Raw genomic sequence first — 25,294 nt, forward strand, 5'->3', positions numbered from 1 at the left:
CGCGGCGGCGGGTGCCCCGCGCGGAGCCTTCTGCAGGGGAATACCAGATGGACGCACGCCTGAAGCACGCGGTCGCGGTTGGCCGCTTCGGTTCTTTCTCCAGGGCCGCCGATACGATCGGCATCACGCAGTCGGCGGCGACCAAGAGCGTCGCCGAGCTGGAACGGCGGCTCGGATACCCCATCTTCCGCCGGACCCCGAAGGGCGTGGTGCCCACCGAGGAGGGCCAGGTCTTCCTGGAGCGCGCGCTACGCCTGCTGGCGGATGCCGCCGACCTGCTTGGCATGCCCAAGCCGGAACCTGGCAGGCAGACGTTGCGCGTGGGCGTGTTTCCCGCCACGCTGGAATGGCTGCTGGCCCGTGGCATCGAGCGCCTGCTGGCGCGCACCCCGGAAATCAGGCTCGACCTCTGCTCGGGCACCAAGGAACGCGGCCTGCAAATGCTCGAACGCGGCGATGTGGATGTGGCCATCGGCATGGAATCCATGTTCAGGGACCGGCCGCAGTTTCAGTGCGAGCCCATCGCCGCGATCTGCCCGCAAGCCTTTGTCCGGCGCGGGCATCCGCTGCTGGCCGGGAAGGCGCCGGCGAGTGCCCGGCTCACGGACTTCCCCCTCATCCTGCCCTCGGAGATCTGGCACTCGTCGCTCTATCCGTCGCTGGCCAGACTCTGCGGCGACGACTGGGTCGGCCGTTGCCACAAGATCGAGAGCCTTGCGCTGTCATGCAAGGTGGTGGAGTGCTCCGATGCGATCGGGCTGGCGGATACCGGCTTCTCCCTGACCGGATACTTCCGCGAGCGGTTCGTCACGCTGCATGATGTCTGCCAGATCCCGCCCGTACGCATCGACTGCGCAGTGCGCAAGCAATGGGAGCCGAAGCCGGCAGCGAAGGCGCTCATTGCAATGCTGCAGGAGATACACGCCGATGGCCGGCCGCGCAGCGACATGGAGAGCCGCATGCTGGCCCATGAACTCGCCGCGCCCCGGGGCGATGACGACCACGGCGTGTGCATGCCGGCTACCGGAGGCGGCATCCCGGCGGGACCGGCAGGACCGGTCCCACCAGCGCACGGAGATACGGTCAGGCCGTACGCAGCACGGCCTTGAATTCCAGGAACTCCGCCAGCCCGTACTCGCCGAACTCGCGTCCGTTGCCGGACGCCTTGTAGCCGCCAAACGGCGCGGTGAAGTCCAGGGTCGCGCCGTTGACCTGCACCGTGCCGGCACGCATTGCGCCTGCCACGCGCGCGGCACGTTCCGGCGAGCCGCTCCAGACATAGGCGGCGAGGCCATAGTCGGTGTCGTTCGCGATGGCGATCGCTTCGTCTTCGTCGTCGTACGGAATCATGCTCATGACCGGGCCGAAGATTTCCTCGCGTGCAATCGCCATCTGGTTGCCGACTTCGGCGAACACCGTGGGACGGGCGAAGAAGCCGCCGTCCAGCCCTTGCGGCCGGCCCGGGCCGCCGGCCGCCAGCCGCGCGCCCTCGCGGATACCGGTCTCGATCATCTGCTGCACCCGCTCGTACTGGCGACGGCTGGACAGCGGCCCGATCTTGCTGGCCTCGTCCAGCGGGTCGCCCACCGGCAGGCTGTTGGCCACGGCGGCAGCGATCGCCACTGCCTCCGCATGGCGGCTGCGCGGCACCAGCATGCGGGTCGGGGCAATGCAGGTCTGCCCGGAATTCATCATGCAGGCGACCACGGTGGTGGTCACGGCCGTCTTCAGGTCGGCGTCATCCAGGATCACGCACGGCGACTTGCCGCCCAGTTCCTGCGCCACGCGCTTGACCGTGGGCGCCGCATGGATGGCGACATCGACGCCGGCCCGCGTCGATCCCGTGATCGAGACCATGGCCACGTCGGGGTGGCGCGACAGGGCGCGGCCGACCAGCTGGCCGTCGCCGTAGAGCATGTTGAAGACGCCGGCCGGCACGCCCGCGTCATGCAGGATCTGCGCGAACAGGTGCGCATCGAGCGGTGCGATTTCCGAGGGCTTGAGCACGATGGTGCAGCCGGCCGCGAGGGCCGGGGCGACCTTGGCGGCAATCTGGTTCAGCGGATAGTTCCACGGTGTCACCAGCGCAACCACGCCGACTGGCTCGCGCAGGACCTGCGTCGTGCCCTGTTGCGCGCTGAAGGCAAAGGTCCTGAGCGCGGCAAGGGTGGAGAGGATCTGCGCCAGTCCGGCCGGCACCTGACGCTGGTGGCTGAACCAGAGCGGCGAGCCCATTTCGGCCGTGACGGCATCCGCCAGCGCGGGCATGCGCGCCTTGTAGAGTTCGGCCACGCGTTCCAGCAGCGCGATGCGCGCTTCACGGGTTGAACCGGACCATGCCGGGAACGCCGCGCGCGCCGCCGCGACAGCACGGTCGACGTCGGCCTCCCCGCCGAGCGCGACGGTGCCGATTGTCGCTTCGGTCGCCGGATTGACGATGTCCACGAACGAGGCCTCGCCGACGGGCGGCACCCATTCGCCATGGATGTAGAACGTATCGAGTCGCTTCATGCTGGTCTCCTCACCGGGATGGGGTTAGTGGTTGATGGGGGTTGCCGGCGCCGCCGCGAAGGCGCGCCTGAGTGCCTCGCCGGCCTGGTCCAACGCCTGTCCGCCCTGCGCCAGCGCGCCGGGCATCCAGCAAAAGCCATGGATCATGCCGTCGTACCGCGTCACCTCGACCGGGACGCCGGCTGCGGCCAGCCGGTGACCGTAGGCTTCGCCCTCGTCGCGCAGCGGATCGAACTCGGCGGTGATGACAAGCGCCGGGGGCAGGCCGGCATGGTCCGGGGCCAGCAGTGGCGAGGCATAGGGATGCCTGCCGTCCTGCGTGTCGGCGAGGTAGTGGTTCCAGAACCAGGCCATGCCGTCACGCGTGAGGAAGTAGCCCTCGCCGTTGTCACGGTAGGACGCCGTGTCGAACGCGTGGTGCGTGACGGGATAAAGCAGCGTCTGGTGGCACAGGCGGAAGTGGCCACGGTCGCGCGACATCAGCGCCACGACGGCGGCGAGATTGGCACCGGCGCTGTCGCCGCCCACGGCAACGCGGGCCGGGTCGACGCCGAGCACGCCGGCATTGGCCGTTACCCAGCGGGCGGCGGCGTAGGCATCTTCGGCAGCCGTGGGGAACTTGTGCTCGGGCGCGAGCCGGTAGTCTACCGACACCACCACGCAACCGGCCCGGTTGGCCAGCCGGCGGCAGGGCACGTCCACGGTGTCCAGGTTGCCGATGACCCAGCCGCCGCCGTGGTAGTACACCAGCGCGGGCAGCGGACCTGTGGCTTCGGGCCGATAGATGCGCACCGGCAGCTCGGCGTCGCCGGCCGGCACGGTACCGTCTTCCACGCTGGCGACCGGCTCCGGCGCGCCGGCAAGCGGCTGGATCGCCAGCGTGGCGCGCGCCTGCTCGGGCGTGCGCTGGTGCAGCGGCGGATTACCTGCCGCCGCCATCAGGTCGAGGATGTACCTGGCATTCGGATCAAGGGCCATGTGCTTGCGGTTCTCAGAAGAAGGGGAGAGATTGGCTGCTGGCAGCGGCGATCAGCGCGCGGTGCCGGAACGGGTCAGCGCGAAGCCTTCGTAGCCGTTGGCGGCCACCTTGTCGCAAATGCCGCGATAGACGTTCACGCCCGCCACATAGATGGGGAAGGGCATCGTCTTGCCCGGGATGTTGGCACCGGTGTACCAGGACTCCCCGCGCGGAAACAGGGTGGTGTGGGCGACCTCGGCGCAGTGCCGGCTCCACGTCTGCTCTGCGGCCACCGTTGCTTCGATGGTGTCCAGTCCCTCGTCGCGCAGGTGGCACAGGCAGTCCGCGATCCATTCGACGTGCTGCTCGATCGAGCACACCATGTTGCTCAGCACCGACGGGCTTTGCGGGCCGGTGATCGTGAAGAAGTTGGGAAAGCCCGCGTTGGCCAGGCCCAGGTAAGTGTGGATCTCCTTGCCGCCCGCCCATTTGTCCTGCAGGCTCATGCCGTCCTTGCCGCGGATGTCGATGCGGAACAGCGGCCCCGTGATGGCGTCGTAGCCCGTGGCCAGCACCAGCGCGTCCAGTGCATACTCAGTGCCTGCGGTGCGCACGCCGTCCGGCGTGATCTCGGTGATCGGGTCCTGCCTGATGTCGACCAGCGTGACGTTGTCGCGGTTGTAGGTCTGGAAGTAGTTCGTGTCGATGACGGGGCGCTTGGTGCCGAAGAGATAGTCCGGCGTCAGTTTGTCCGCTACCTGCGGATCCTTCACGATGCTGCGGATCTTGTCGCGCACGAATTGCGCCACGGTCTCGTTGGCCTGAGCGTCGGTAATCAGGTCGTTGTAGGACGAATGGATCCAGCCGCCGTGCTGCCATGCGGCCTCATAGGTCTGCCGGCGCTGCACGGGGGGCTCGGCCAGCGCGCTGCGGTCCATCGCGATGGGCGAGCGTGGCACCCCGGACCAGGAATCGCGAATGCGGGTCCTGATCTCGCCGAGGTTTTCCTTGACCTCGCGCATATGCTCGGCATCGTAGGGACGGTCCGCCGCCGGCGTGCTGTACTGGGGCGTGCGCTGGAAGACGTAGAGCTGGTCTGCCTGCGCGGCGATGACCGGAATGGCCTGGATGCCGCTGGAACCGGTGCCGATCACGCCGACGCGCTTGCCGGTGAAGTCCACCGGCCGGTGCGGCCAGGTGCCGGTGTGGAAGACCTCTCCGCGAAAGCTGTCGAGGCCCTTGATGTCCGGCCGGTTGGCCGCCGACAGGCAGCCGACGCCCGAAATGAAGTAGCGGGCAGCCACAGTCTTGCCGTCGTCGGTCTTCACCTGCCATGCGCGCGTTTTCTCGTCGTAGTGGGCGGCGGTGACGCGCGTCCTGAACTGGATGTCGCGGCGCAGGTCGAACCGGTCCGCGACGTGATTCAGGTAGCGCAGGATGGACGGCTGGTCCGGATACCGGGTGGTCCACGTCCATTCCTTGTAGAGCGCGTCGGAGAAGGTGTAGTTGTAGTAGATGCTCTCGACGTCGCACTTGGCGCCGGGATAGCGGTTCCAGTACCAGACCCCGCCGACGTTGTCGCCGGCTTCATATACGCGGGCGCTCATGCCCTGCTCGCGCAGCTTGTGCAGCATGTAAAGGCCGGAAAAGCCGGCACCCACCACGATTGCGTCGAATTGTTCCATGTGAACCACCTGTCCTGGGCGCGACGGTGCCGGTGCAGGGCGAAAGCCGCCCCTGGGCAGGGCAGCGCCACGCGTCGCATTGATCGGTCGGAGTCGCCCGCGTCGCGCGGGCGGTATGGGGATGACTTACTGCGGGAACATCAGCACCGAACGGGCCAGTTCGCCGCGGCGCAGTTCGTCGAATGCATCGTTGATGCCTTCAAGGGGCATGCGCCGCGAGATCATGTCGTCCAGCTTGAGCTTGCCGGACAGATAGAAGTCCACCAGGCGCGGCATGTCGACGGGGAAGCGGTTCGAGCCCATGCGGCAGCCCTGCAGGCGCTTCTCCTCCATCAACTCGAATCCCTTGATGCCGATCTCGACACCGGGCGGGACCACGCCCACCACGGTCGCGGTGCCGCCACGGCGCAGCATGCCGAAGGCCTGCTCCACGGTCTGCTTGAGCCCGATGGCTTCGAGCGCGTGATGGACGCCGCCGCTGGTGAGTTCGCGCACCGCCTGCACGGCGTCGGTGCTGCTGGCATCGATCACGTCCGTCGCGCCGAACTTGCGCGCCAGTTCGAGCTTGCCCGGCAGGCGGTCGATGGCGATGATGCGGCCGGCCCCGGCAATCGCCGCGCCGTTGATGGCGGCAAGCCCGATGCCGCCGCAGCCGATCACGGCAACGGTCTCGCCCGGCTGCACCTTCGCGGTATGCATGACAGCGCCGACCCCGGTCACCACGCCGCAGCCGATCAGGGCCGCGCGGTCCATCGGCATGTCGCGCCGGACCGCCACCAGTGCATGCTCGTGGACCAGCATCTGCTCGGCGAACGCCGACAGGTTCATATACTGCGGCATGGCCTTGCCGGTCCTGGCGAGCAGGCGCGGCTCCTCGTCATCGCGGCGCTTCGTGTCTGGCGACATGCACAGCGACAGGTGCCCGGTCAGGCAATGGTCGCAATGGCCGCAGTAAGCGGACAGGCAGGAGATGACGTGATCGCCCGGCTTGACCGTGCGCACCTCGCTGCCCACCTGCTCGACGACGCCGGAGGCCTCGTGGCCCAGCACCGCGGGCAGGGGAAACGGCAGCGACCCTTCAACGAAGTGAAGGTCGGAATGGCACACCCCGACCGCGGCGGTCCGCACCAGGACCTCGCGCGGCCCCGGCTTCGAAATGCCGATGTCTTCAATGACAAACGGGGAATTGGCTTGATACAGCACTGCGGCTTTCATAAGTCTCCTTGCCATCTTGAAGTGAAACGGCCGACGGGGTGAGACACCTCGGCCGGATCGCGCTTGATCTCGTTTTTCTTATGCTCGCTCGCGCTGTGCGGCCTGTCCAATTCAATCTTTTCCGGGGTATTCCATGAATTCATACTCGCGCCTGACGCCGGCGGCATGACATGGCCCGGCATTACCGCGCGGTCAGGCCTCCGTCCACGACCAGTTCGGCGCCGGTGATATAGGACGACTCATCCGACGCCAGGAAAAGGACCAGGTCACTGACTTCTTCCGCCTTGCCCACGCGGCCCATTGGGGCGAGCCGCTGTCCGAGCTCTTCCTGGCTGGCGCGCATGGTTGCCGAGGCGTAGTCGGCCATGGCAGTCTGGATCAGCCCGGGATGGATCGAGTTGACGCGCACGCCCAGGCTCGCGTACTCGATGGCCGCATCCTTTGTCAGCAGGCGTACGGCGCCCTTGCTGGCGCCATAGAGCGCATTGCCTGCCGCGCCGACGAGGCCGGCGACTGACGAGGCGTTGATGACGGAACCTTTGCCTTGTCTGGCCATAGAGGGCATGACGTGCTTCATGCCGAGGAAGGTCCCGGTCACGTTGATCGACATGAGTCGGTTCCATTCCTCCAGCGTGGTCTCGGCCAGCGCCTTGATGATCCAGATGCCGGCATTGTTGAAGAGGACATCGATGCGGCCGAAGGCCGCGAGTGCTTCCTCGACGACCTGTTTCCATTGGTCTTCGCTGCTGACGTCGAGCGGCAACGCCATGGCCCTGGCACCGAGCGACTCCACAGCCTGGGCAGTGGCCCTGGCGCCGGCGGGATCGATGTCCGTTGCGATGATCGTTGCGCCTTCGCGAGCGAGTCGCAATGCCGCGGCCTTGCCGATGCCCGTGCCGCTGCCCGTGATGAGTACAACCTTGTCTTGCATGCGCATGTTTCCTCTCCGCATTGTTGTGAGACACGTGCACCGACCACCCTGTTGCGCCGTATGACCACCGCGCCCCCGGACCGTAGTGGCTTCATCTGCGCGATCGCGTGCTGCTTGGTCAGGAATATGCCGGTCAGATTGTTCAGTTGACGGCCTGAGCCTGCGGGAACGTCCACTTGCCGCTCAGAATGTCCGGGTGCGCGCGATAGAGGCGAACGAGGTAGTTCCAGCCCGGCATGGTTGGCAGGCAGTTCACTGTTGCCGCATCGCAGCCCCCGAACTGGATCTCCACCTTGCCGTCCGGATTCTTCTTCGCCGTGATGTTGTTGAGCGAGTACCAGCCGAACTTGTTTGGCTCGAACAGGCCTTTGGCGTTGTAGACGCTGACCGACCAGAAGCCATCGACCGGAACCTCCCCGACGGTGAGCTTGTAGATGGTCGCGCCGTCGTTCTTCGCCGGCGTGATCGGCAGGTAGTAGGCATCTTTTTCGGGGCTGCCTCCCCAGGCCAGTGCGGTGCCAACCAGGCGCCGCACCGGATCGACCTGGCGGGGCCCGCCGAACATGCCTCTCGTATCCTGGACAGTCGTCCCCAGCACAAGCAGGGCTTCACGCAGCTTCGTCAGTTCAGCCTGGTCCCAATTGGGGATCTCGAATTTGCCTTGATGCTTCTGTGTCAGTTTCAACGCATCCTGCAAGGCGTGGGCCTGCCCCACATCCTGGGGGTTCGCCGGATCGACCAGCGTTCGGACAGCCATCAGGGCATAGCGCGTCCCAATGCGCTCGCGCGTGAAGGTATAGGTGCCGGCGCCATAGATATCGGCGTGCGTGTAGTGGTCTTCATCGATCACCTGCAGCGACATGAAGCGCTTGCCTGCATCCGGCATCGTGATGGTCACCGGGCCTGCGTCAAGGTCGACAACCCCCAGCGAATAGAGCGTATCGCGATTGGGGCGTACCACGATCTGCCGGTCGATTGGCGCGAGCTCGCGTTGGTTGAAGAACTTGCCGAACCCGCTCCGCCAAACCACGGATTCGAGACTCCTGTCACTCTCCGCACGTATGTAGTTGTCCAGCGTGACGGCGACTGCCGGTGGCGTGGGGGTTATGGGCGCATGGCTCTGGGCGCAGGCCGGCATGACGGATGCCGCAGCGCCGAGGATGGAGAACGTGCAAGCCAGAACACGCACCAGGACCTCGCTCGGCCCTGGCTTCGACATGCCGATGTCTTCAATGACAAACGGGGAATTGGCTTGATACAGCACTGCGGCTTTCATAAGTCTCCTTGCATCCTTGCCATCTTGAAATGAAACGGCCGACGGGGTGAGACACATCGGCCGGATCGCGCTTGATCTTTTTACTTATGCTCGCTCGCGCTGTCAGGCCTGTCCAATTCAATCTTTTCCGGGGTATTCCATGAATTCATACTCGCGTCTGACGCCAAGCAGAAAGCCGGGAGGTGATCTGTCCAGGCGCCACACCGCTGCCGGCCGGCATCGTCCAGCGCGGCCTTGACCGCGGTATCTGCCAGCATTCGCAACTTGCCAATGCTGGCCATGCCGACGCCGACGATTGCTCGTTCAATTCCCGCAGAATGGATCGGGGTTCGTCAGAAGATGTGCCGCATGCCCAGGGTCACGGCAAACTGGCTGTTCTTGCCAGCGCCGAGGTAGTAGCCGGTGCCCAGGCCGCCCACCGAGGTGTCGAAATTCAGGCCGGCGTTCTTCGAGTAAGCGGTGGCGAGATACAGACTGGTGCGCTTGGTGAAGAAATACTTGGTCGTGAACATCACCTGCCACGGGTTCTTGATGTTGCCGAGCAAGGTGCCGTTGACGGGGTTGGCCACTTGCCGCACGTCGTCGTAGTAGTAGGCCAGCGTGGATTCGAGCTGCGGCGTGAAGGAGTAAGTGCCGCCGACCCAGTAGTAGTTGTCGCGCAGGATCTCGACATCCGCCGGGTTCTGGCTGCGGCCCCAGCGGTAGCCTGCTACCAGGCGTACCTTGCCGGCGGCATACTTGCCTGCCACCGCGGCACGCTTTGCCTTGCCCGGCGGCCCGCCCGCCGTGGTCGGGGCATCTACCTCGTCATAGGCCAGGCCAAGGCCGAATGCCCCCGAGGTGTAGCTTGCGGCGCCGCCATATGCGGCGCCGGAGCGGAAGCTGCCCGGCACCTCGCCAGCGGTGGCCGGCGAAGCGGTATCGACCCCGAACGACCAGTGTGCGGCGACCTCGACCGGGCCGAACGTTGCGCCGTACTTGACCACATTGTCTTCGCGATAGTAGCGCCCGAGGTACGCCACGACCGGCTCGTATTGCGGTTGGTAGAAGCCTGCCTGGAAGTTGGCCAGGACATCGAAGATCGAGGTGTACTGGCGTCCGAAGGTCAGCTTGCCGTAGGGGCTGTCAATGCCAGCGAACGCCTGGCGCCCGAACAGCCTGCCGCTGTTGGCCATCTTGCCGTCATCCGAACTGAAGCCGCTTTCCAGCACGAACAGGCCCTTGAGTCCGTTGCCAAGGTCCTCGACGCCGCGCAGGCCCCAGCGCGAGCCGCCAATGCCGCCGGTCAGCATGGCGAAGCGATTCTCCGCCGGCCCCGGCGGCACGGTGGCACCGGTGCGCGACTGGTTGTTGACGTACTCGAGGTTGGTATCGATCAGGCCATACAGCGTCACGGACTGCGCGTTGGCGGTACTTGCCAGCGCCGCGCTGGCAGCGACCAGCGCAAGGTGGGCAGACCGGAATTGTTTGACGAACTTCATGAATGTCTCTGCTTTGATGGATCGCGGCAAAACTGGATATCGCCGCGGTGCGGGTTGCCCGTGCCGCGGCGGGTACCTTGGTGGATCAGACCGGATCCCATGGGAACACGTCGCGCGACAGCTCGAGCGGGTAGAACGACCCCTTCAGCATGGGGATGGCGCGCTCGATGCACGACTGCACGGTCCAGCCTTCGCTGGCATGCGCGGTGCGGATCGGGCGCGGCTGCGAGAACAGGTAGATCTCGTTGTTGCGTACGCCGAATACCTGGCCGGTGACCTGGCGGCCCTGGTCGCTCAGCAGCGCCAGCGTGAACGGCGCGATCTTGCCGGCCTCCAGCGTCATATTGATCTTCATGCGCTCGGCGGCTTCCGGGGTGTTGGTCGGGATGCTGCCGACCATGCGCGTGAAGGCGAACGGCGCGATGCAGTTCGACCGGACGTTGAATTTCTGCATGTCCACCGCGATGGACTTGGACAGGCCGACGATGCCCAGCTTCGCGGCGGCGTAGTTGGCCTGGCCGAAGTTGCCGATCAGCCCGGAGGTCGAGGTCATGTGCACGAAAGCGCCGCCTTCCTGCGCCTTGAAATGCGGCGCAACGGCGCGCGACACGTTCCAGCTGCCCTTCAGGTGCACGCGTACCACCGCATCGAACTCTTCCTCGCTCATCTTGTGGAAGATGACGTCGCGCAGGTTGCCGGCGTTGTTGACCACGCCGTCAATGCGCCCGTACAGGTCCAGGGCCTGCTGGGCGATCTTCTGCGCGGAACCCCACTCGGCGACGCTGTCGGTATTGGCGCCGGCTTCGCCGCCGGCAGCCTTGATCAGGTCGACGGTTTCCTGGGCGGGGCCGGCGCTGCCGCCGCTTCCGTCCATGTTGACACCGAGATCATTGACGATCACGCGCGCGCCCTGGCGTGCCGCTTCCAGTGCAATGCCGCGGCCCACGCCGGCACCAGCGCCGGTGACGATGATGACTTTTCCTTCAAGCAGACTCATGGTTGAAACTCTCCTATGCAACGAATGAAATCGGACCGGCTGGCGTCAGTGCGCCAGTGGGCCAGGCCCAGACGCAATGCCCTGGCAGGGCACGCCGCCAGAACCGTGTGTGAGGCCCATGGCGGGACGGGCAAGCTGGCGCTCGCCGGCACGGCCCTGCAACTTGTGATGGATTTCGCAGGCCGTGCGCAGGCCGGAAGCCGCGATCTGCGCTCACTCCGGCTGTATGCCGGCGATCTGGATGAGGCGCTTCCACATCTTCTGGTCCTCGACGATGCTCTTGCCGAGCTCGGGACCAGTGGCGGGGAAGGCCAGGGTGCCGCGCTCGGCGTAGTGGGTGCGGGCCGCGGGCGAATTGACGAATTCAAGGCTCAGCCGCGCGAGCTTGTCGATGATTGGCTGCGGCGTGCCAGCCGGAGCGAACAGGCCGGTCCAGCTGGCGACCTGGACCCCGGCCACGCCGGCTTCGGCCAGGGTGGGCACCTCGGGCAGCAGGGCCAGGCGGCTCGGGCTCATGACCGCGAGGGCGCGCAGCTTGCGGCCCTGGACCTGCGGCACCGCCGACGCAACGTCGGTGAGGCCGTAGTCCATGGTGCCGCCGATCAGGTCGGTGATCATGTTCGCCATGCCTTTGTACGGCACGTTGACGGCCTTGATGCCGGCTGCCTCGTTGAAGGCTGCCACGGCCACCTGGGAGGGCGCGCTGGCGGTGCCGTAGTTCAGCTTGCCAGGCCTGGCGCGCGCGCCGGCCACCAGCTCGGACACGCTGTGGTATGGCGAGGTGGCCGGCACCACGATCGCAACCGGCAGCATCGACAAGCGTGCGATCGGCGTGAAGTCCTTGCGCGGATCGTAGGGCAGGTGCTTGAACAGGTTGGGGTTGGCGGCCATCGTGCCCGACGTCGCCAGCAGCAGCGTGTAGCCGTCCGGCGCTGCCTTGGCCACGTACTCGCCGGCCATCATCATGTTAGCGCCGGGCCTGTTGTCCACTACGAAGCTCTGTCCCAGTTTCTCGCCCAGATACTTCGCCAGCAGGCGCGTGTAGCTGTCGGCACCGGTGCCGGCGCTTGACACTGAAACCACCCGCACCATGCGCTCGGGGTAGTTCTGTGCGGCGGCCGGCCACGCCATGGCCAGCAGCATGCCGAATGCCGCCGTGCGGCGCCTGGCGGAAGCGGTGAATGTGCTCATGCAGGTCTTCCTTTCGTTGCTTGATGGTGATGCGGGGGCAGCGATTCGCGCTGCGTCAAACGATGCCGGCTGCCGTTCCTTGCAGGAACGGCGCCTGCACCGGTGTCGCCTTTCTTTCCTCTTGTTGAATGATTGGCTTGCGAGGGGGGGAGGGCACACCCCGGCCTGGGGGGCGGTCCCGGAACGAGGGACGGCTGGGTGCTCGGATGTTTCGCATGAAATGGCACGCCGTGGCGCCGGTGTGCGGCCGGGGATAGTCGGGCGATCCCGTTGCTGATCGCCATCCAGCCGATCGAGCTGGCAGACGTCGGAGAAGCCGCTCCAGATAGTGTGAGGCGAGCACTTCGGGCTGCCGCCAAATGGCTTGACTGGCCCAACTGGTCCAAAGCGACTCCACCGAGCTCCGTACGTGACGCTTCCCCCCGCACAGATTCGGCCGGCCACCGACAAGCCTCTTTCCCCATGAAACGCCACCCCTCGCGGGGTGCGCCGCCAGCGGCTCGCCCGGCGATCATGCGACGGTGCACCGAAGTCGAAGCCAGTCCGACGCCACGACTCGCCCGGTGCAGCACATCGCAACGGAGAACGAGTCTTGCCCTACCAATCGATTTACCGGCCTGCCGCGTTCGCGGGTCAAACCATTGTCGTGACCGGCGGCGGCAGTGGTATCGGACGCTGCACGGCCCATGAACTTGCCGCCCTCGGCGCCCACGTCGCGCTGGTCGGCCGCAAGGCCGCCAAGCTCGCCGCGGTGTGCCAGGAAATCCGCTCGCAGCATGGCAAGGCGAGCAGCCATCCCTGTGACATCCGGAACGAGGCGGAGGTAGCCGGGGTCGTTGCCGCGGTGCTGGCGCAACAGGGCCGCATCGACGGTCTTGTCAACAATGCCGGCGGGCAGTTCTACGGCGAGATGAAGGATTTCACGACGGACGGCTTCGAGGCGGTCGTCCGCACCAATCTGACGGGCGGCTTCATCTTCATGCGCGAGGTCTACAACCGCTGGATGGCCCGGCACGGCGGCGCCATCGTCAATATGGTCGCGGCGATCAGCGGCAGCCTGCCTGGCTACGCGCATTCCGGCGCCGCGCGCTGCGGCATGATGAGCCTGACCGAAACGGCGGCGTGCGAATGGGCCGCCGCGGGCGTGCGGGTCAATGCCGTTGCGCCGGGGCTGATCGCTTCGAGCGGCTTCGATCAATACAGCGAGGCCGGCGCCGCAGCCATCCGTCACCGACTGGCCAGTATCCCGCTGCAACGCTACGGCAACGTCGCCGAGGTCTCCGCCGCCATCGTCTATCTGCTGTCGCCCGCCGCGGCCTTCGTCAGCGGCGCTTGCCTGCGCATCGACGGCGCGGCCGCCACGGCAAGGTCGTGCCACTTCGAGCCGCACAACAACAGCAAGCCGTTCGAGGGCTTCCATCTGCCGTCGTCGCCCGACATGCTGCAGCGCGACTGACGGCTCCCATTTCCTTCATCAGGCACGGGCGCGGATCCGGCGAAAGCAAGTCAGGCGGAGCAGCAGGTGTGGAAGCGGATGATCGCGGCGGCGGGCATCCAGCCGGAATAGTCGACGCGCAATTCGTGGCGAATGGCCTCTCCCGCACACGCGGGAGAGGCCATTGCGTTTAGACGTGCAGGATCGTCGAAACTGCCGCGGCGCCGTCGAGTCCCACTTGTCCGCCGCCATTCTCGGCCAGCGCCAGCTTCGCGCCCTCGCGCTGACGCGGACCGCTTTCGCCGCGCAGTTGCTGCGTCAGTTCGACGATCTGCGCCGCGCCCGTCGCGCCGATGGGATGGCCCTTGCTCAGCAGGCCACCGCTCGGATTGACCGAGATGCGCCCGTTCAAGTCGGTCGCGCCGCTGCGCAGCAGGCCCACGCCTTCGCCCGGCGCGCAGAAGCCGAGGCTCTCGTAGTACATCACTTCCGACGGCGCCGAGGCGTCATGGAGTTCCACCACGTGGAGATCACGCGGGTCGACGCCGGCCGCTTCGTACGCGCTGAACGTGGCGCGCAGCGCTGCCGGATCGAGACTCGCGTCCGGCGTGCCCGACACCATCACCGATGCGCCGACCCACACCGGCTTCGGCGCGGTCATCTTCTTCAGGAACGCGGGCGAGCACAGCACGACGGCGGCGGCGCCATCGCCGATGGACGAGCACATTTGCAGCGTCAGGGGGTCGCTGATAACGCGACTCGCCAGGACTTCCTCGACGGTGGTCGGCGTGCGGAACTGGGCCAGCGGATTCAGCGACGCGGCGCGGCGGCTCTTGACCACGATCTGCGCCAGGTCCTCGCGCGTGCAGCCGGTCGCGGCCATGTATTTGCGGGTCTTCTCGGCGTAGATGTCCATGAAGATCGAGCCGCTGCCCGAGCCGACATGGGTGGGCAGTTCCTCTTCCAGATCCACCGCCTTGGCGAGTGCGCCGAATGACACGCGCTTGTCCTCATGCGTCATCCGCTCGGCCCCGACCACCAGCGCGACCTGCGCCTGGCCGCTACGTACCGCATTCCAGGCCAGGTTGAACGCCGTGCTGCCCGATGCGCAGGCATTCTCGACGTTGACGACCGGCTGGCCCTGCAGCCCGAGAAAGCGCAGCGCCGCCTGGCCGCGGACCATTTCCTGCCCGGTGATGAGCCCCGCCACTGCATTCGAGAAATAGACCTGATCGACATCCTTGGCTGCGATGCCCGCATCGGCCAGCGCCGCGCGGGCCGCCTGTTCGGACATCATGCGGACGGTCTGGTCGGGAAACTTGCCGAACGGCGTCATGCCGACGCCGATGATTGCGCATTGCTTGTTCACGTCGCTTCTCCTTTGGGGTATTCGCTATGCCCCATGATTGCCGTTCGGCGCGGCGAGGGCACACCCCGGTGGGGGTGGCGCGGGCGGGATGCCGGGCACGCGCGTTTCGGATGAAGCGACGATTCTGCGCAGCAGCGGGATGCGTCCCGAACTGAGTCAGCGCCGCGCGCGAGGCCTGGCGGCGGCGAGGTCACGCAGCCGGGCGGCCGCGCCGCCCCGTCCGCTGACGCCGAGCTTGGCGTAGATGTTTTTCAGATGCCACTTGATGGTTTCCGGCGCCAGGTTGAGCACCACCGCGATCTTCTTGTTGGGCATGGCCTGGGCGACGAGTTCGAGCACTTCGCGTTCGCGCTCGCTCAACTGGTCGATTGCCTCGGCGCCCGGTTGCGCGGCTGCCCGGCTGGGAGCGCCGGCATCTTCGGCCCGCAGCCGTTTGACGTAGAAGTCGAGAACCGGGTCGAGCGGCGCCGCGTCCAGCAGGGCGCCGACCTGCCCGAACAGGTCGGGCGAGACATCGAGCAGCGTGCGCACGAGACCAAGCTGGTGGCCGATGACGAGCGCGCGGCGCAGATGGTCGCGCGCGGGCTGCGGCCGGCCAAGCCGGTGCTGCGCGAGCGCCAGCCGCAGTTCCAGGCTGGCCGCGTGCATCGGATGCAGGGAGGCGCGTTCGGGTTTCCGCGTCGCCCGCGCGACGAAGGCGTCGAAATCGCACGTCTGGAACAGCACATCGTCGTGCGCTTGCCGGACCACAGACTGCACGCGCCGCGCGGTCTCGGTCGCCTCATCGGCATGGCGCCTGCCGATGGCGTCCAGTTGCCGCAACGTTGTATTGGCACCCTGCGTTTCGCCGAGCGCATGGTGGCAGTGCAGCCGCATGGCGTAAGCCTCCACCAGCAGGCGGTCGATGCCGAAGCGCCCGGCGTAGGATTCGAGCCGGTCGATGGCGGCGATGGCCTGCGATAGCCGTCCGGCCAGCCAGTGCGCGCGCGATAGCACGCGACAGGCGTGCAGCACCGTATCGGGCAGCGAGGCGCGCTCCAGCACGTTCATGCGCGGCTCCAGCAGCGCCACGGCGGCTTCGGTGTCATTGACCTCATAGAGAATGTCGGCCAGCAGACCGGCGCTCATGGACGACAGGCCGATGGCGGCGGCCCCGCGCGCGCCGGACGCTTCCAGCGTTTCGCGCACGGCCCGTTCGGCTTCGCCCAGTCGTCCTTCGACGGTCAGGCTCATCGCGGTGAGGCAGTCGCCGAGCAAGCGGCTGCGGGTGCCCGCGCCGCGCGCGGCGGCCTCTTCGACCACCGCGCGCGCCTGGTCGTACTGCCCTTGGTAGACGTAGGCCCAGCCGAGGATGTTGCTGCGGCAGTTCCAACTGAAGTCGTCCGCTTCGGGCGGAATGCCGTCGCGCAGGATCGGGACCATCGCCAGTACGGTGTCGAGGTCGTCCTGCTGCAGCGCTAGGCCGGCCCGGACCAGCGCCTCGGCGTAGCGCTGCCGGCCGTCGAGCGCCTTGCGCCGGGCGGCGATGCGCGCGAGGCTTTCGTGCGCGACGTCGAACTGGCAGGTGTACATCGCGTAGTAGGCCGACACCAGCAGCAGGCCGAAGCGCGCGCGCAGTTCCGCCAGGGGCAGGCGCCGCAGCAGGCCGACGAGGCGGCTGAGTTCACCCTTGACGAGCAGATCGTAGGCGCAGTCTTCGACCATGCAGGCCGCGGCGTCGACATCGCCAGCCTGCACGGCGTGGTGAACTGCGTCGTCGAGCATGCCGTGCGCGCGAAACCACGCGCAGGCTGCGCCGTGGCGTTCCTGCACGACGGCCTCCGGCACACCGGCGAGCCGCGCGAGCAGGACTTCGCGCAACAGCGGATGTATCCGGTACCACGTTTCGTCGCCTGCGTCGTCGGTACGGGCCAGCACGAAGCCGCCTGCTTCCAGCCTGGCCAGGCGGGCCGACAGCGCGGGGCCATCGTCCACAGCGCGCAGCACGTCGGCGCACAGCGGGCCGCTGATGCGCTGGCACATGGCCATCGTCGCCAGTAGTTCGACGTCGGCAGCGGGCAGGGCGGAAAGCACCTCGCGATCGAAATAGTCGCCGACGGCGTCGATGGCATGTGCTTTCGCGTCGCGCCAGCCGGGATGGCGACGTCCAGGCATTTCGCTGGCGATGATCCGCAAGCCGGTGACCCAGCCCGCGGTCAGGCGGTGGATCTCGGCGGCGTCGCCGGGCAGGGCGCCCTCTGCCTGCTCGGCGAGGTAAGCCTCGGTCTCCTCGGCCGAAAAGCGCAGGTCGGACATGCCGATTTCCGTCGCCAGGCCGCGCGCTTGCAGGCGCGTCAGCGACAGCGGCGGTGCGGTGCGCGCAGCGAGGGCGAGGTGCAGGTTCGGCGGCGCGTAGTCGAGCAGCCATTGCAGCACACGGAAGACGTCCGGATCGTCGATATGGCGCAAGTCGTCGAGCATCAGCACGAGGTCGTGCGGATGTTGCGCCAGGGCCTGGACAAGGCGGATCACGCGATGTTCAAGCGCGTCCGCACCAACCGGATCGGGCCACAGCGTGGGATCGTCCACAGCCGGCACGGTCTGCGCGAGGGCGGCGCTCAGGCTGTCGAGGAAGCGGGACGGCGAGTTATCGTCGTGCGACAGCGTTAGCCACGCCACGTCATAGTCGAGGCCCAGCAGCAGGCGGCGCCATGCCAGCAGCGTGCCGGTCTTGCCGCTGCCGGCCGCGGCTTGCAGCAGGATGCAGCGCTGGCGGCGAGCGTCTTGCAGGCGCGACATCAGCGCGTCGCGCGCGAACAGCAGGTGCGACGGACGCGGCGGCGCCAGCTTCGCCGGTTCGATGCTGATGGCGCGGGGCGGAACGGCGTTGGCGGGTGCGGCCTCGAGGTCCGGCACCCGGACGCTCGCGCCCATGCTGTCGGGTGCGCCGCTGGCTTGTCCGCGAACAGCGAATCTGGACGAGAGCCACAGGAACGGCCGTCCTCCCTCGCGACGCTCGCCGTGGTCGGCAATGGCTGCCACGATTGCCGGGCCGGCCTGCATGGCATGGCGCAGCGTGGCGGTATCCATCGCACGCAGCCAGCGCTGCACCATGCGCAGCCACGATGCCGACGCGCCGGGAAAATGCGCCTGGATGCGCGGATGCCGCGCCAGCCACCGCCGCACCGGGGGGCGCTGGTGAGTGGCGTAGTTGTCGCACAGCACATGGAGCGCGGCGTCGTCCGGCGCGGCGCGCTCGACGCCGCGCAGGAACGCGAGCCAGTGGGCCTGGTCTGCGGGTTCATCGGCCTCGGGGTTGCCGAGCGTCTTGAGCGCGTCGAGCAGGGCCGTCATGCCTACGCGCCGTGCGCCGGTGTCGTCCGAAGCGGGCGGGCGCGCGCCCGCACCGCCACTCGCCAGCACCAGCGCATGTTCGCCGCCACGCACATAGACGCCGACGATTTCGATCCGTCGGCCCGACAGATCCGGCAGGTCGGCCGGTGCCAGCCCTCTGTCGCCGGCCTGCACCGCGCTCCAATGACGGGAAATGGTCGCGGCGCTGACGCCGAGCACGTCGGCCAGTCTGCGGGTGCTCCACGGCTCGGGGGAGTCGGGGCGGCCTTGCGCGGTGAGTTCCGCCAGTCGGACCAGATCGATCTTCACCGGCGGCGCGCCGCGAGGCAGGTTGTGCTCGATCCCGGCCAGACGTGACTGTACGAAGCGCTCGCGCCAGCGCGACACTTGCGCGCGTCCCAGGCCGAGTTCGTCGGCGATGTCCTTGTTCGGCATTCCCTGCGCGGCAAGCAGCACAATGCGCGCGCGCTGGACAAGGCGAGGGTCGGCGGACGCGTCCGCCAGCGCGCCCAGCGCTTCCCGCTCGCCGGCGCTCAGCACCACTTCCGCCGCAACGCGCATCGTGTCTCCCCTTTGCCTGTCGCCACCTGCATGGGCGACGGTCCCGCGCAAGTAGAGCATAACAATCTGTCTTGATGCAACGCTCTGCGACGAAATAGCGGTCAAGGCGCGACTTGGCGGGGTGGGTGCGCCGCTCGGACCACCCCCGAGGGGGTGTGCGACCACCCGGGGTCGATTCGTACAGTGGCGATACCGAACATCAACCGAGACATCGAACCCTGGAGAAATGAGATGAATGTGACCCAAGCCCTGGCAGGCGCGGTCGGTTGGCTGACGCTGAATCGCCCCGACAAGCTCAACAGCATGACGCGCGACATGGTCGAGTCGATGACCGTCACGCTGAATGCCTGGCGCGACGATCCCGCCGTGCGCGTGGTGGTGCTGACCGGCACCGGCCGTGCGTTCTGCGCCGGCGCCGACCTGAAGGCGGGCCACGCGGCCTTGCAGCCGGGCGAGAAGGATTCGCTCGACGTCATCGTCGCGTTCTTCGACACGCTGCGCAATTTCCCGAAGCCGGTCATCGCTGCCGTCAACGGCATTGCGCTGGCCGGCGGCATGGAGATCGTGCTGTCGTGCGACATCGTGCTGGCAGCGCAGAGCGCGAAGCTCGGCGACGCGCATTCCAACTTCGGCGTATTCCCGGGCGGTGGTGGCGCGGCACTGCTGCCGCGCAAGGTGCCCGACAACGTGGCCCGCTACCTGCTGTTCACCGGCGACACGCTGAGCGCTGCCGACCTGAAGACCTGCGGCCTCGTCAACGAAGTACTGCCCGACGCCGAACTTCTCGACCGCGCCCAGGCGCTGGCCGACAAGCTTGCCGGCAAGAGCCCGCTGGTGCTGGCCCGCATGAAGCGCGTTGCCGCCAATGCGTGCGACAAGAGCACCGCCGACGCCATCCGCCACGAACTGCTGGAACTGCGCGACCACAAGCGCTCATACGATATCCAGGAAGGCCTGCGCGCTTTCGCCGAGAAACGCCAGCCGCAGTTCAAGGGCTACTGATCCATCCGCGCAGCAAACAAATACATGAGGTAATACGATGCCATACCAACTCCCGGACGAAGACCAAAACTTGGCCGTCGAGGCCTTCCGCAAGTTCCTGCACGCAAAGATCAAGCCGGTGGTGAAGGAGTATCGCGACCGCTTCATCCCCAAGGAGAAGATGCGCGAACTGACCACGCAGATCGCCGAGTTCGGCCTGCCGGGCTGCACCATCCCGGTCGAGCACGGCGGCATGGGATGGACCTATACGGCCCAGGGCATGCTGTTCGAGGAACTGATGGCCGTGTCGTGCGACCTGGGCATCTGCGTGATGATCAACAACGGCGTCGCGCGCCGCCTGCTGTCGGCCCCCCCCGCACTGCGCGACCGCTATCTGCCGGGCATCCTGGCCGGCGAACTGTTCGGTTGCGCGGGCATCTCCGAGCCGGACGTCGGCTCCAATGTTGCCGAAATCCGCACGCGCGGCGACCGCGATGGCGATCACTTCATCATCAACGGTGAAAAGACGTGGATCACCAACGGCCACTATTCCGACTTCATCATCTGCACGATGAAGGGCGAGAAGGGCCTGTCGCACATCCTGGTCGACCGCAAGGAGCACGGCTACGAAACCCGCAACATCGAGAAGATCGCGCTGAATTCGCAGTCGACGGCACAAGTGTTTTTCAGTGACACCCGCGTGCCCGACAGCAACCTGATCGAAGGCGAGGGCGATGGCCTGAAGAACACCATGAAGATGTTCGAGATGGCGCGTGGCCATGTGGGCATGCTGTCGGTGGGCCTGATGCGCGCCGCGCTGGAAGACTCGATCGCGTACGCCACCGAGCGCAAGCAGTTCGGCAAGGTGATCGCCAGCCACCAGCTGGTGGCGGCCAAGATCGCCAACATCGCCATGCTGCTCGACGCGTCGCGCCTGATGTGCCAGCGTGTATTCGGCATGATCGACGCCGGCGTGCGCTGCGACCTGGAAGCATCGATGGCGAAGGCCTTTGCCACCGAGTCGGCGGTCAAGGCCTGCCGCGAGGCGGTGCAGCTTCACGGCGGCAATGGCATCACCAAGGAGTTCATGGTCGAGAAGTATCTGCGCGAGGCGATCATCATTCCGATCCCGGATGGCACTACCGAGATCCAGCGGCTGTTCATCTCGCGCCGGCTGACCGGGGTTTCCGCGTTCGTCTGAGCGAGACGGAGCAGACCCGGTCCGACACGTCCTTGCCGGCGCGAAACATGCGCCGGCTTATTTCATTTCGCAATATCGGGAGGTACCGATGGAGGCATCCGACACCATCGACGAACTTGTCTATCCCTGCGGCGACCCGCCCGACTCCGGCTCCATCCGCGCGGTGGCGCCCGGCGTCATGTGGATCCGCATGCGGCTGTCAGGTTCATCGCTCGGCGCGATCAACCTCTGGGCGTTGGAAGACAGGGGCGGCTGGACGCTGGTCGACACCGGCATTCACACGCCCGGCGTGGCGCGCGACTGGGAGACACTGCTGAGCGGTCCGCTGGGCGGCAGGCCGGTGCGGCGCGTGCTTGTCACGCATCTGCATGCCGATCATGTCGGCATGGCCGGCTGGCTCACGCGGCGCACCGGTGCGCGGCTGTGGATGACGCGACTGGAATACCTCTCGGCTCAGGCATCGGCGAACGCAGGCACGAGCACGTTGTCAATGGAAGCGATGGCGTTCTACCGACGCGCCGGGTGGGGCGCCGATGCCATCGCGGCGCATGCGGCGTCATATGGCCGCAACCAGTCCCTTGTCTTTCCGCTGCCGGGCAGCTTCCGCCGCATCAGCGATGACGAGACCCTGAGCATCGGCGGGCGCCCATGGCGGGTGGTGGTCGGTTCCGGCCATTGTCCCGAACACGCCTGCCTGTTCTGCGATGGGTTGAACTTGCTGATCTCCGGCGACCAGGTGCTGCCGCGCATCTCCTCGAATGTCTCGGTGCAGCCGTCCGAGCCCGAGGCGGACCCGCTGGCAGAATGGTTGGCGTCGCTGCGCAAGCTGCGCCGCGAAGTCCCGCGCGACGTGCTGGTGCTGCCGGCGCACAATGAGCCGTTCTCCGGTTTGCATGGGCGGCTGGCCGCGCTCGAGGCCGGCATCCAGCGCAAGCTGGACACGCTGCGCAGGGCGCTAATGGCGCCAAGGCGCGCGGTCGATGTCTTTGCCGCGCTGTTCTCGGCACCGGTGTCGCCGGACGAGCTGTCCCGCTACTGCCTCGCTACCGGTGAGGCGATGGCGTATTTGAGTTATCTGCTGTACCGCGGCGAGATCGCCGCGCAGGAAGATGCCGATGGGGTGGCGTGGTATCGCGAGCCGTGACCGGGTGAAGCCCCAGCGCCCCCCCTTCGCACGCGCTTCCGCAAGGGAGACGGGGGCGCCAGGGCCATCAGGCCACGCGGCGCGAATGCGCCTTCCAGTATTTTTCGCGTACCTGCCGGCGCTGCACCTTGCCGACCACGCTGACCGGAATCTCCGTCACGAACGCCACCGATTTCGGCGCCTTGAAGCGCCCGATCGTCGCCTTGACGTGGTCGATCAGCGCTTCCTCGGTGACCTCGCACCCGTCGCGCAGGATCACCTCGGCGTGCACGGTCTCGCCCCACTGCTCGTCAGGCACGCCGACCACCGCGCACAACGCCACCGCCGGGTGCGAGCTGAGCGCCGACTCCACTTCATTGGCGTAGACGTTGAAGCCGCCCGTGATGATCATGTCCTTCTTGCGGTCGACAATGAACAGGAAGCCGTCGGCATCCACATAGCCCAGATCGCCGGATTTCCAGAAGCCGTTCTCGAACTCCGCTGCCGTGCCCTCCGGATTGTCGAAGTAGCCCGAGATCACCGCCCGCGAGCGCAGCCACAGTTCGCCCGTGACGCCGGGCGCCACTTCTTTGCCCGCTTCGTCCATGACCACCACCTCCGCTTGCCCGGTCACGCGGCCGGCCGAGCCGAGACGCTCGTCCGATGCCGTCGCATGGTCGGCTTTGGTCAGTACCGCCACGCGCTGAATGCACTCGGTCGAGCCATACGCCTGCACGAAGATATTCCCGAACCGCTGCTGGAGCTGGCGCAGCTTGTTGGGGCTCATCGGCGCGGCGCCGTAGAAGCAGGTGGCGAGAGTGGAGAGGTCATGGCCGGTCGCCTCGGGCAAGTCGAGCAGGCGATAGAGCAGCGTCGGCACCATCATCGCGACAGTGATGCCGTGCGCCTCGACATTGCGGCACCACTGGCGCATATCGGGCACGTTTTGCGTGACGGTGCAGCCGCCGCGAAACATCGTGGGCAGCAGGCCAAGGCCCGAGCCGTGGCTGACGGGGGCCATGTGCAGATAGCGCGTGTCCCGGTCGATCCAGGTCTCGCCGGCGGCGAAGAAGGAATCCCGGCTGGCGAGCCAGTTGTCCATCGTGTACTGCGCGCACTTGCTCTTGCCGGTGGTCCCGCCGGTGAAGCGGTAGATGAGTGCGTCGCGCGTGGTGTCGCTCTCCACGCCGGGGTTGGTGTCTGGCACGCCTTCGAGCAGGTCGTTGAAGCAGAGCAGGCCCTCGCGCGGCGCGGCGGGCGGGTCCATGCAGACCACCGTAATGCCGCGTTCGCGCAGCATCGGATAATGGGTCTCGATCAGGCTGTTTTCGATGAACACGACCTTGGGTCGGATGAAGTCGACCTGCCAGCGGTGCTCTTCGATCGCATCGCGGAAATTGGTCCAGCAGGCGGCGGCCTCGCCTTTCAGCGCGGTCCAGGCGTGCAGCAGCGAAAGGCTGTCGTTCTCCAGGATGCAGAGCCAGATGTCGCCGCGGCGCAGGTTCAGGCGGTCGCGGATCATATTCGCCACCTGATTGGTGTAGCGGTGCAGCTCGCCGTGCGTGAAGCGGCGGTTGCGCTCAGTGTTGACCAGCGCCTCGCGGTCGCGGTGCTGCATCGCGATCTGCGCGGTCAGGTTGGCGAAGTTCATTCTCATGTTGGTCTCCATGCCCCCGGGGCGGCGCTTGGCGCAGCCTGTCCTCGGGTGTTTCTGTTCGTAATTGGGCCGTCTCTTTGTTCTAGCGGCGGATGAGCCAGTCTGCCAGCACGGCGGCGCTATGTTCGCCACGGCGCGGGATGGGCCCGGGGATGCCAGCCGGCGTCCCCGAGAAGCGCGGAGCCGGGCTCGCCTGCAGCACGCCGTCGGCCTCCGTGTAGACCCCGCGGGCACGCAGGTGGGGATGCGCGGCTGCTTCGTCGGGGCTCAGCACAGGCGCGAAGCAGGCGTCGGTGCCTTCCAGCAGTTCGCACCAGGTCGCGCGGTCGCGGGTGGCGAAGAGGGCGGCGAGCCGTTCGCGCAGCGCGGGCCACTGGTCGGCGTCGTGCTGGGTGGCATAGGCGGGGTCGTCCGCCAGTCCAAGCCGCTCACGGAGTTCGCGGTAGAACTTGGGCTCCAGCGCGCCGACTGTGATGAATTCGCCGTCCGCGCAGCGGTAAGCGTTATACCAGTGCGGCCCGTCGAGCATGCTGCGCCCGCGCGCGCGCTGCATGTGGCCGCCCGCCTGCAGGCCGAGCAGCAGCGACGTCATATGCGCGCTGCCGTCCACGATGGCCGCGTCCACCACTTGCCCCGGACCACCGGCCCGCACCTGCAGCAACCCGGCCAGCAGGCCGGCCACGAGGTACATGGCGCCGCCGCCAATGTCGCCCACGAGGCTTGGTGGCGCCATCGGCGGCTCGCCCGGTTGGCCGGCATACCACAGCGATCCGGACAGGGCGATGTAGTTGATGTCATGGCCCGCTGCCTGCGCAAGCGGACCGTCCTGCCCCCAGCCGGTCATGCGTCCGTAGACCAGACTCGGGTTGTGCCGCAGACAGGTATCGGGCCCGAGACCGAGCCGTTCCATCACCCCGGGCCGCATGCCTTCGATCAGCGCATCGCAGTGCTCGACAAGCCGCAGCATGGTCGAGCGACCGGCTTCGGCTTTCAGATCGAGGGCAAGCGACCGCTTGCCCCGCCGCGAGATAGCGCCCGCGCCAAGGTCGATCGCGTCCTCGCCAGCCTGCGGGCGATCGACCACCACCACGTCCGCCCCCAGATCCGCCAGCAACATGCCGCAGAAGGGCCCTGGCCCGATCCCGGCTACTTCGAGTACGCGGATGCCCGAGAGAGGGCCCTTGCGTTGTGGCGTGCGCCTGTCCATACCTCGATCCCTCGATCCCGCTCTTGCATTGACGACATGGGCCGCAGGTTAGAGCGGTCCGGCACAGGTAGCGCCCCCCACGGAGGGGGACGAGGGGTGCCCGAGGTGTTGCATCATGGGAGGAGCGTAATTCCATAAGCGGCCACCCCTGTCGTTGGCATGCTGATCAGGCCCGGTGCAGG

18 protein-coding genes are annotated in these 25,294 nt (G+C 67.0%); 5 read left to right on the top strand and 13 right to left on the bottom strand.

Annotation, left to right across the window (positions count from 1 at the left end):
• Window positions 1–47 precede the first annotated feature (47 nt).
• Window positions 48–1,109, top strand: a complete 1,062-nt coding sequence (locus tag KHO22_RS14735; protein ID WP_211947879.1) for a LysR family transcriptional regulator — start codon at window positions 48–50, stop codon at window positions 1,107–1,109.
• Here the strand turns inward: KHO22_RS14735 and KHO22_RS14740 are convergent.
• The 9 genes from KHO22_RS14740 to KHO22_RS14780 form a co-directional block, all read right to left on the bottom strand.
• A complete protein-coding gene (locus KHO22_RS14740) occupies window positions 1,084–2,511 on the bottom strand; it encodes an aldehyde dehydrogenase family protein (RefSeq protein WP_211947880.1) in 1,428 nt (475 codons plus the stop codon). The genes KHO22_RS14735 and KHO22_RS14740 overlap by 26 nt on opposite strands.
• A 24-nt stretch (window positions 2,512–2,535) precedes the next feature.
• A complete protein-coding gene (locus KHO22_RS14745) occupies window positions 2,536–3,489 on the bottom strand; it encodes an alpha/beta hydrolase (protein ID WP_211947881.1) in 954 nt (317 codons plus the stop codon).
• Between the two features lie 51 nt (window positions 3,490–3,540).
• On the bottom strand, window positions 3,541–5,154 hold the full coding sequence (locus KHO22_RS14750; protein ID WP_211947882.1) for a flavin-containing monooxygenase: 1,614 nt from the start codon (window positions 5,152–5,154) through the stop codon (window positions 3,541–3,543).
• Window positions 5,155–5,280: 126 nt separating this feature from the next.
• On the bottom strand, window positions 5,281–6,369 hold the full coding sequence (locus tag KHO22_RS14755) for a Zn-dependent alcohol dehydrogenase (RefSeq protein WP_211947883.1): 1,089 nt from the start codon (window positions 6,367–6,369) through the stop codon (window positions 5,281–5,283).
• A gap of 181 nt (window positions 6,370–6,550) precedes the next feature.
• Window positions 6,551–7,300: an SDR family NAD(P)-dependent oxidoreductase gene (locus tag KHO22_RS14760; protein ID WP_230426875.1), complete on the bottom strand. Its 750-nt coding sequence runs from the start codon at window positions 7,298–7,300 to the stop codon at window positions 6,551–6,553.
• A gap of 142 nt (window positions 7,301–7,442) precedes the next feature.
• Entirely contained in the window at window positions 7,443–8,576 is a 1,134-nt protein-coding gene (locus KHO22_RS14765) for a DUF1254 domain-containing protein (protein ID WP_230426876.1), read from the bottom strand.
• Between the two features lie 332 nt (window positions 8,577–8,908).
• Window positions 8,909–10,057 (bottom strand): porin, encoded by a 1,149-nt coding sequence (locus tag KHO22_RS14770; RefSeq protein WP_211947885.1) that lies wholly within the window; start codon window positions 10,055–10,057, stop codon window positions 8,909–8,911.
• 85 nt (window positions 10,058–10,142) lie between these two features.
• Window positions 10,143–11,054, bottom strand: coding sequence for an SDR family NAD(P)-dependent oxidoreductase (locus tag KHO22_RS14775; protein WP_211947886.1), 912 nt, complete (start codon window positions 11,052–11,054; stop codon window positions 10,143–10,145).
• A 213-nt stretch (window positions 11,055–11,267) separates the two neighbouring features.
• The gene (locus tag KHO22_RS14780) at window positions 11,268–12,245 is read right to left on the bottom strand and encodes a Bug family tripartite tricarboxylate transporter substrate binding protein (RefSeq protein ID WP_211947887.1); all 978 of its coding nucleotides are present in this window, start codon (window positions 12,243–12,245) and stop codon (window positions 11,268–11,270) included.
• A 592-nt stretch (window positions 12,246–12,837) separates the two neighbouring features.
• On the opposite strand from KHO22_RS14780, the gene KHO22_RS14785 reads away from it, so the two are divergent.
• Window positions 12,838–13,701: an SDR family oxidoreductase gene (locus KHO22_RS14785; RefSeq protein WP_211947888.1), complete on the top strand. Its 864-nt coding sequence runs from the start codon at window positions 12,838–12,840 to the stop codon at window positions 13,699–13,701.
• Between the two features lie 169 nt (window positions 13,702–13,870).
• Here the strand turns inward: KHO22_RS14785 and KHO22_RS14790 are convergent, their stop codons facing one another.
• Window positions 13,871–15,049 (bottom strand): thiolase family protein, encoded by a 1,179-nt coding sequence (locus KHO22_RS14790; RefSeq protein ID WP_211947889.1) that lies wholly within the window; start codon window positions 15,047–15,049, stop codon window positions 13,871–13,873.
• A gap of 156 nt (window positions 15,050–15,205) precedes the next feature.
• A complete protein-coding gene (locus tag KHO22_RS14795) occupies window positions 15,206–18,943 on the bottom strand; it encodes a LuxR C-terminal-related transcriptional regulator (RefSeq protein ID WP_211947890.1) in 3,738 nt (1,245 codons plus the stop codon).
• A gap of 231 nt (window positions 18,944–19,174) precedes the next feature.
• Here KHO22_RS14795 and KHO22_RS14800 point away from each other — a divergent pair, with 231 nt between their 5' ends.
• From KHO22_RS14800 to KHO22_RS14810, 3 genes are all read left to right on the top strand, one after another.
• Window positions 19,175–19,945: an enoyl-CoA hydratase/isomerase family protein gene (locus KHO22_RS14800; RefSeq protein ID WP_211947891.1), complete on the top strand. Its 771-nt coding sequence runs from the start codon at window positions 19,175–19,177 to the stop codon at window positions 19,943–19,945.
• A 37-nt stretch (window positions 19,946–19,982) separates the two neighbouring features.
• On the top strand, window positions 19,983–21,125 hold the full coding sequence (locus tag KHO22_RS14805) for an acyl-CoA dehydrogenase family protein (RefSeq protein WP_211947892.1): 1,143 nt from the start codon (window positions 19,983–19,985) through the stop codon (window positions 21,123–21,125).
• A gap of 88 nt (window positions 21,126–21,213) precedes the next feature.
• The gene (locus tag KHO22_RS14810) at window positions 21,214–22,269 is read left to right on the top strand and encodes an MBL fold metallo-hydrolase (protein ID WP_211947893.1); all 1,056 of its coding nucleotides are present in this window, start codon (window positions 21,214–21,216) and stop codon (window positions 22,267–22,269) included.
• A 67-nt stretch (window positions 22,270–22,336) separates the two neighbouring features.
• Here KHO22_RS14810 and KHO22_RS14815 read toward each other — a convergent pair whose 3' ends face one another.
• Window positions 22,337–23,905 (bottom strand): class I adenylate-forming enzyme family protein, encoded by a 1,569-nt coding sequence (locus tag KHO22_RS14815; protein ID WP_211947894.1) that lies wholly within the window; start codon window positions 23,903–23,905, stop codon window positions 22,337–22,339.
• 82 nt (window positions 23,906–23,987) lie between these two features.
• Window positions 23,988–25,112, bottom strand: coding sequence for a CaiB/BaiF CoA transferase family protein (locus KHO22_RS14820; protein ID WP_211947895.1), 1,125 nt, complete (start codon window positions 25,110–25,112; stop codon window positions 23,988–23,990).
• Window positions 25,113–25,294: the final 182 nt, after the last annotated feature.

This window comes from Cupriavidus yeoncheonensis (assembly GCF_905397275.1).
In the GTDB taxonomy this organism is placed as follows: Bacteria; Pseudomonadota; Gammaproteobacteria; order Burkholderiales; family Burkholderiaceae; genus Cupriavidus; species Cupriavidus yeoncheonensis.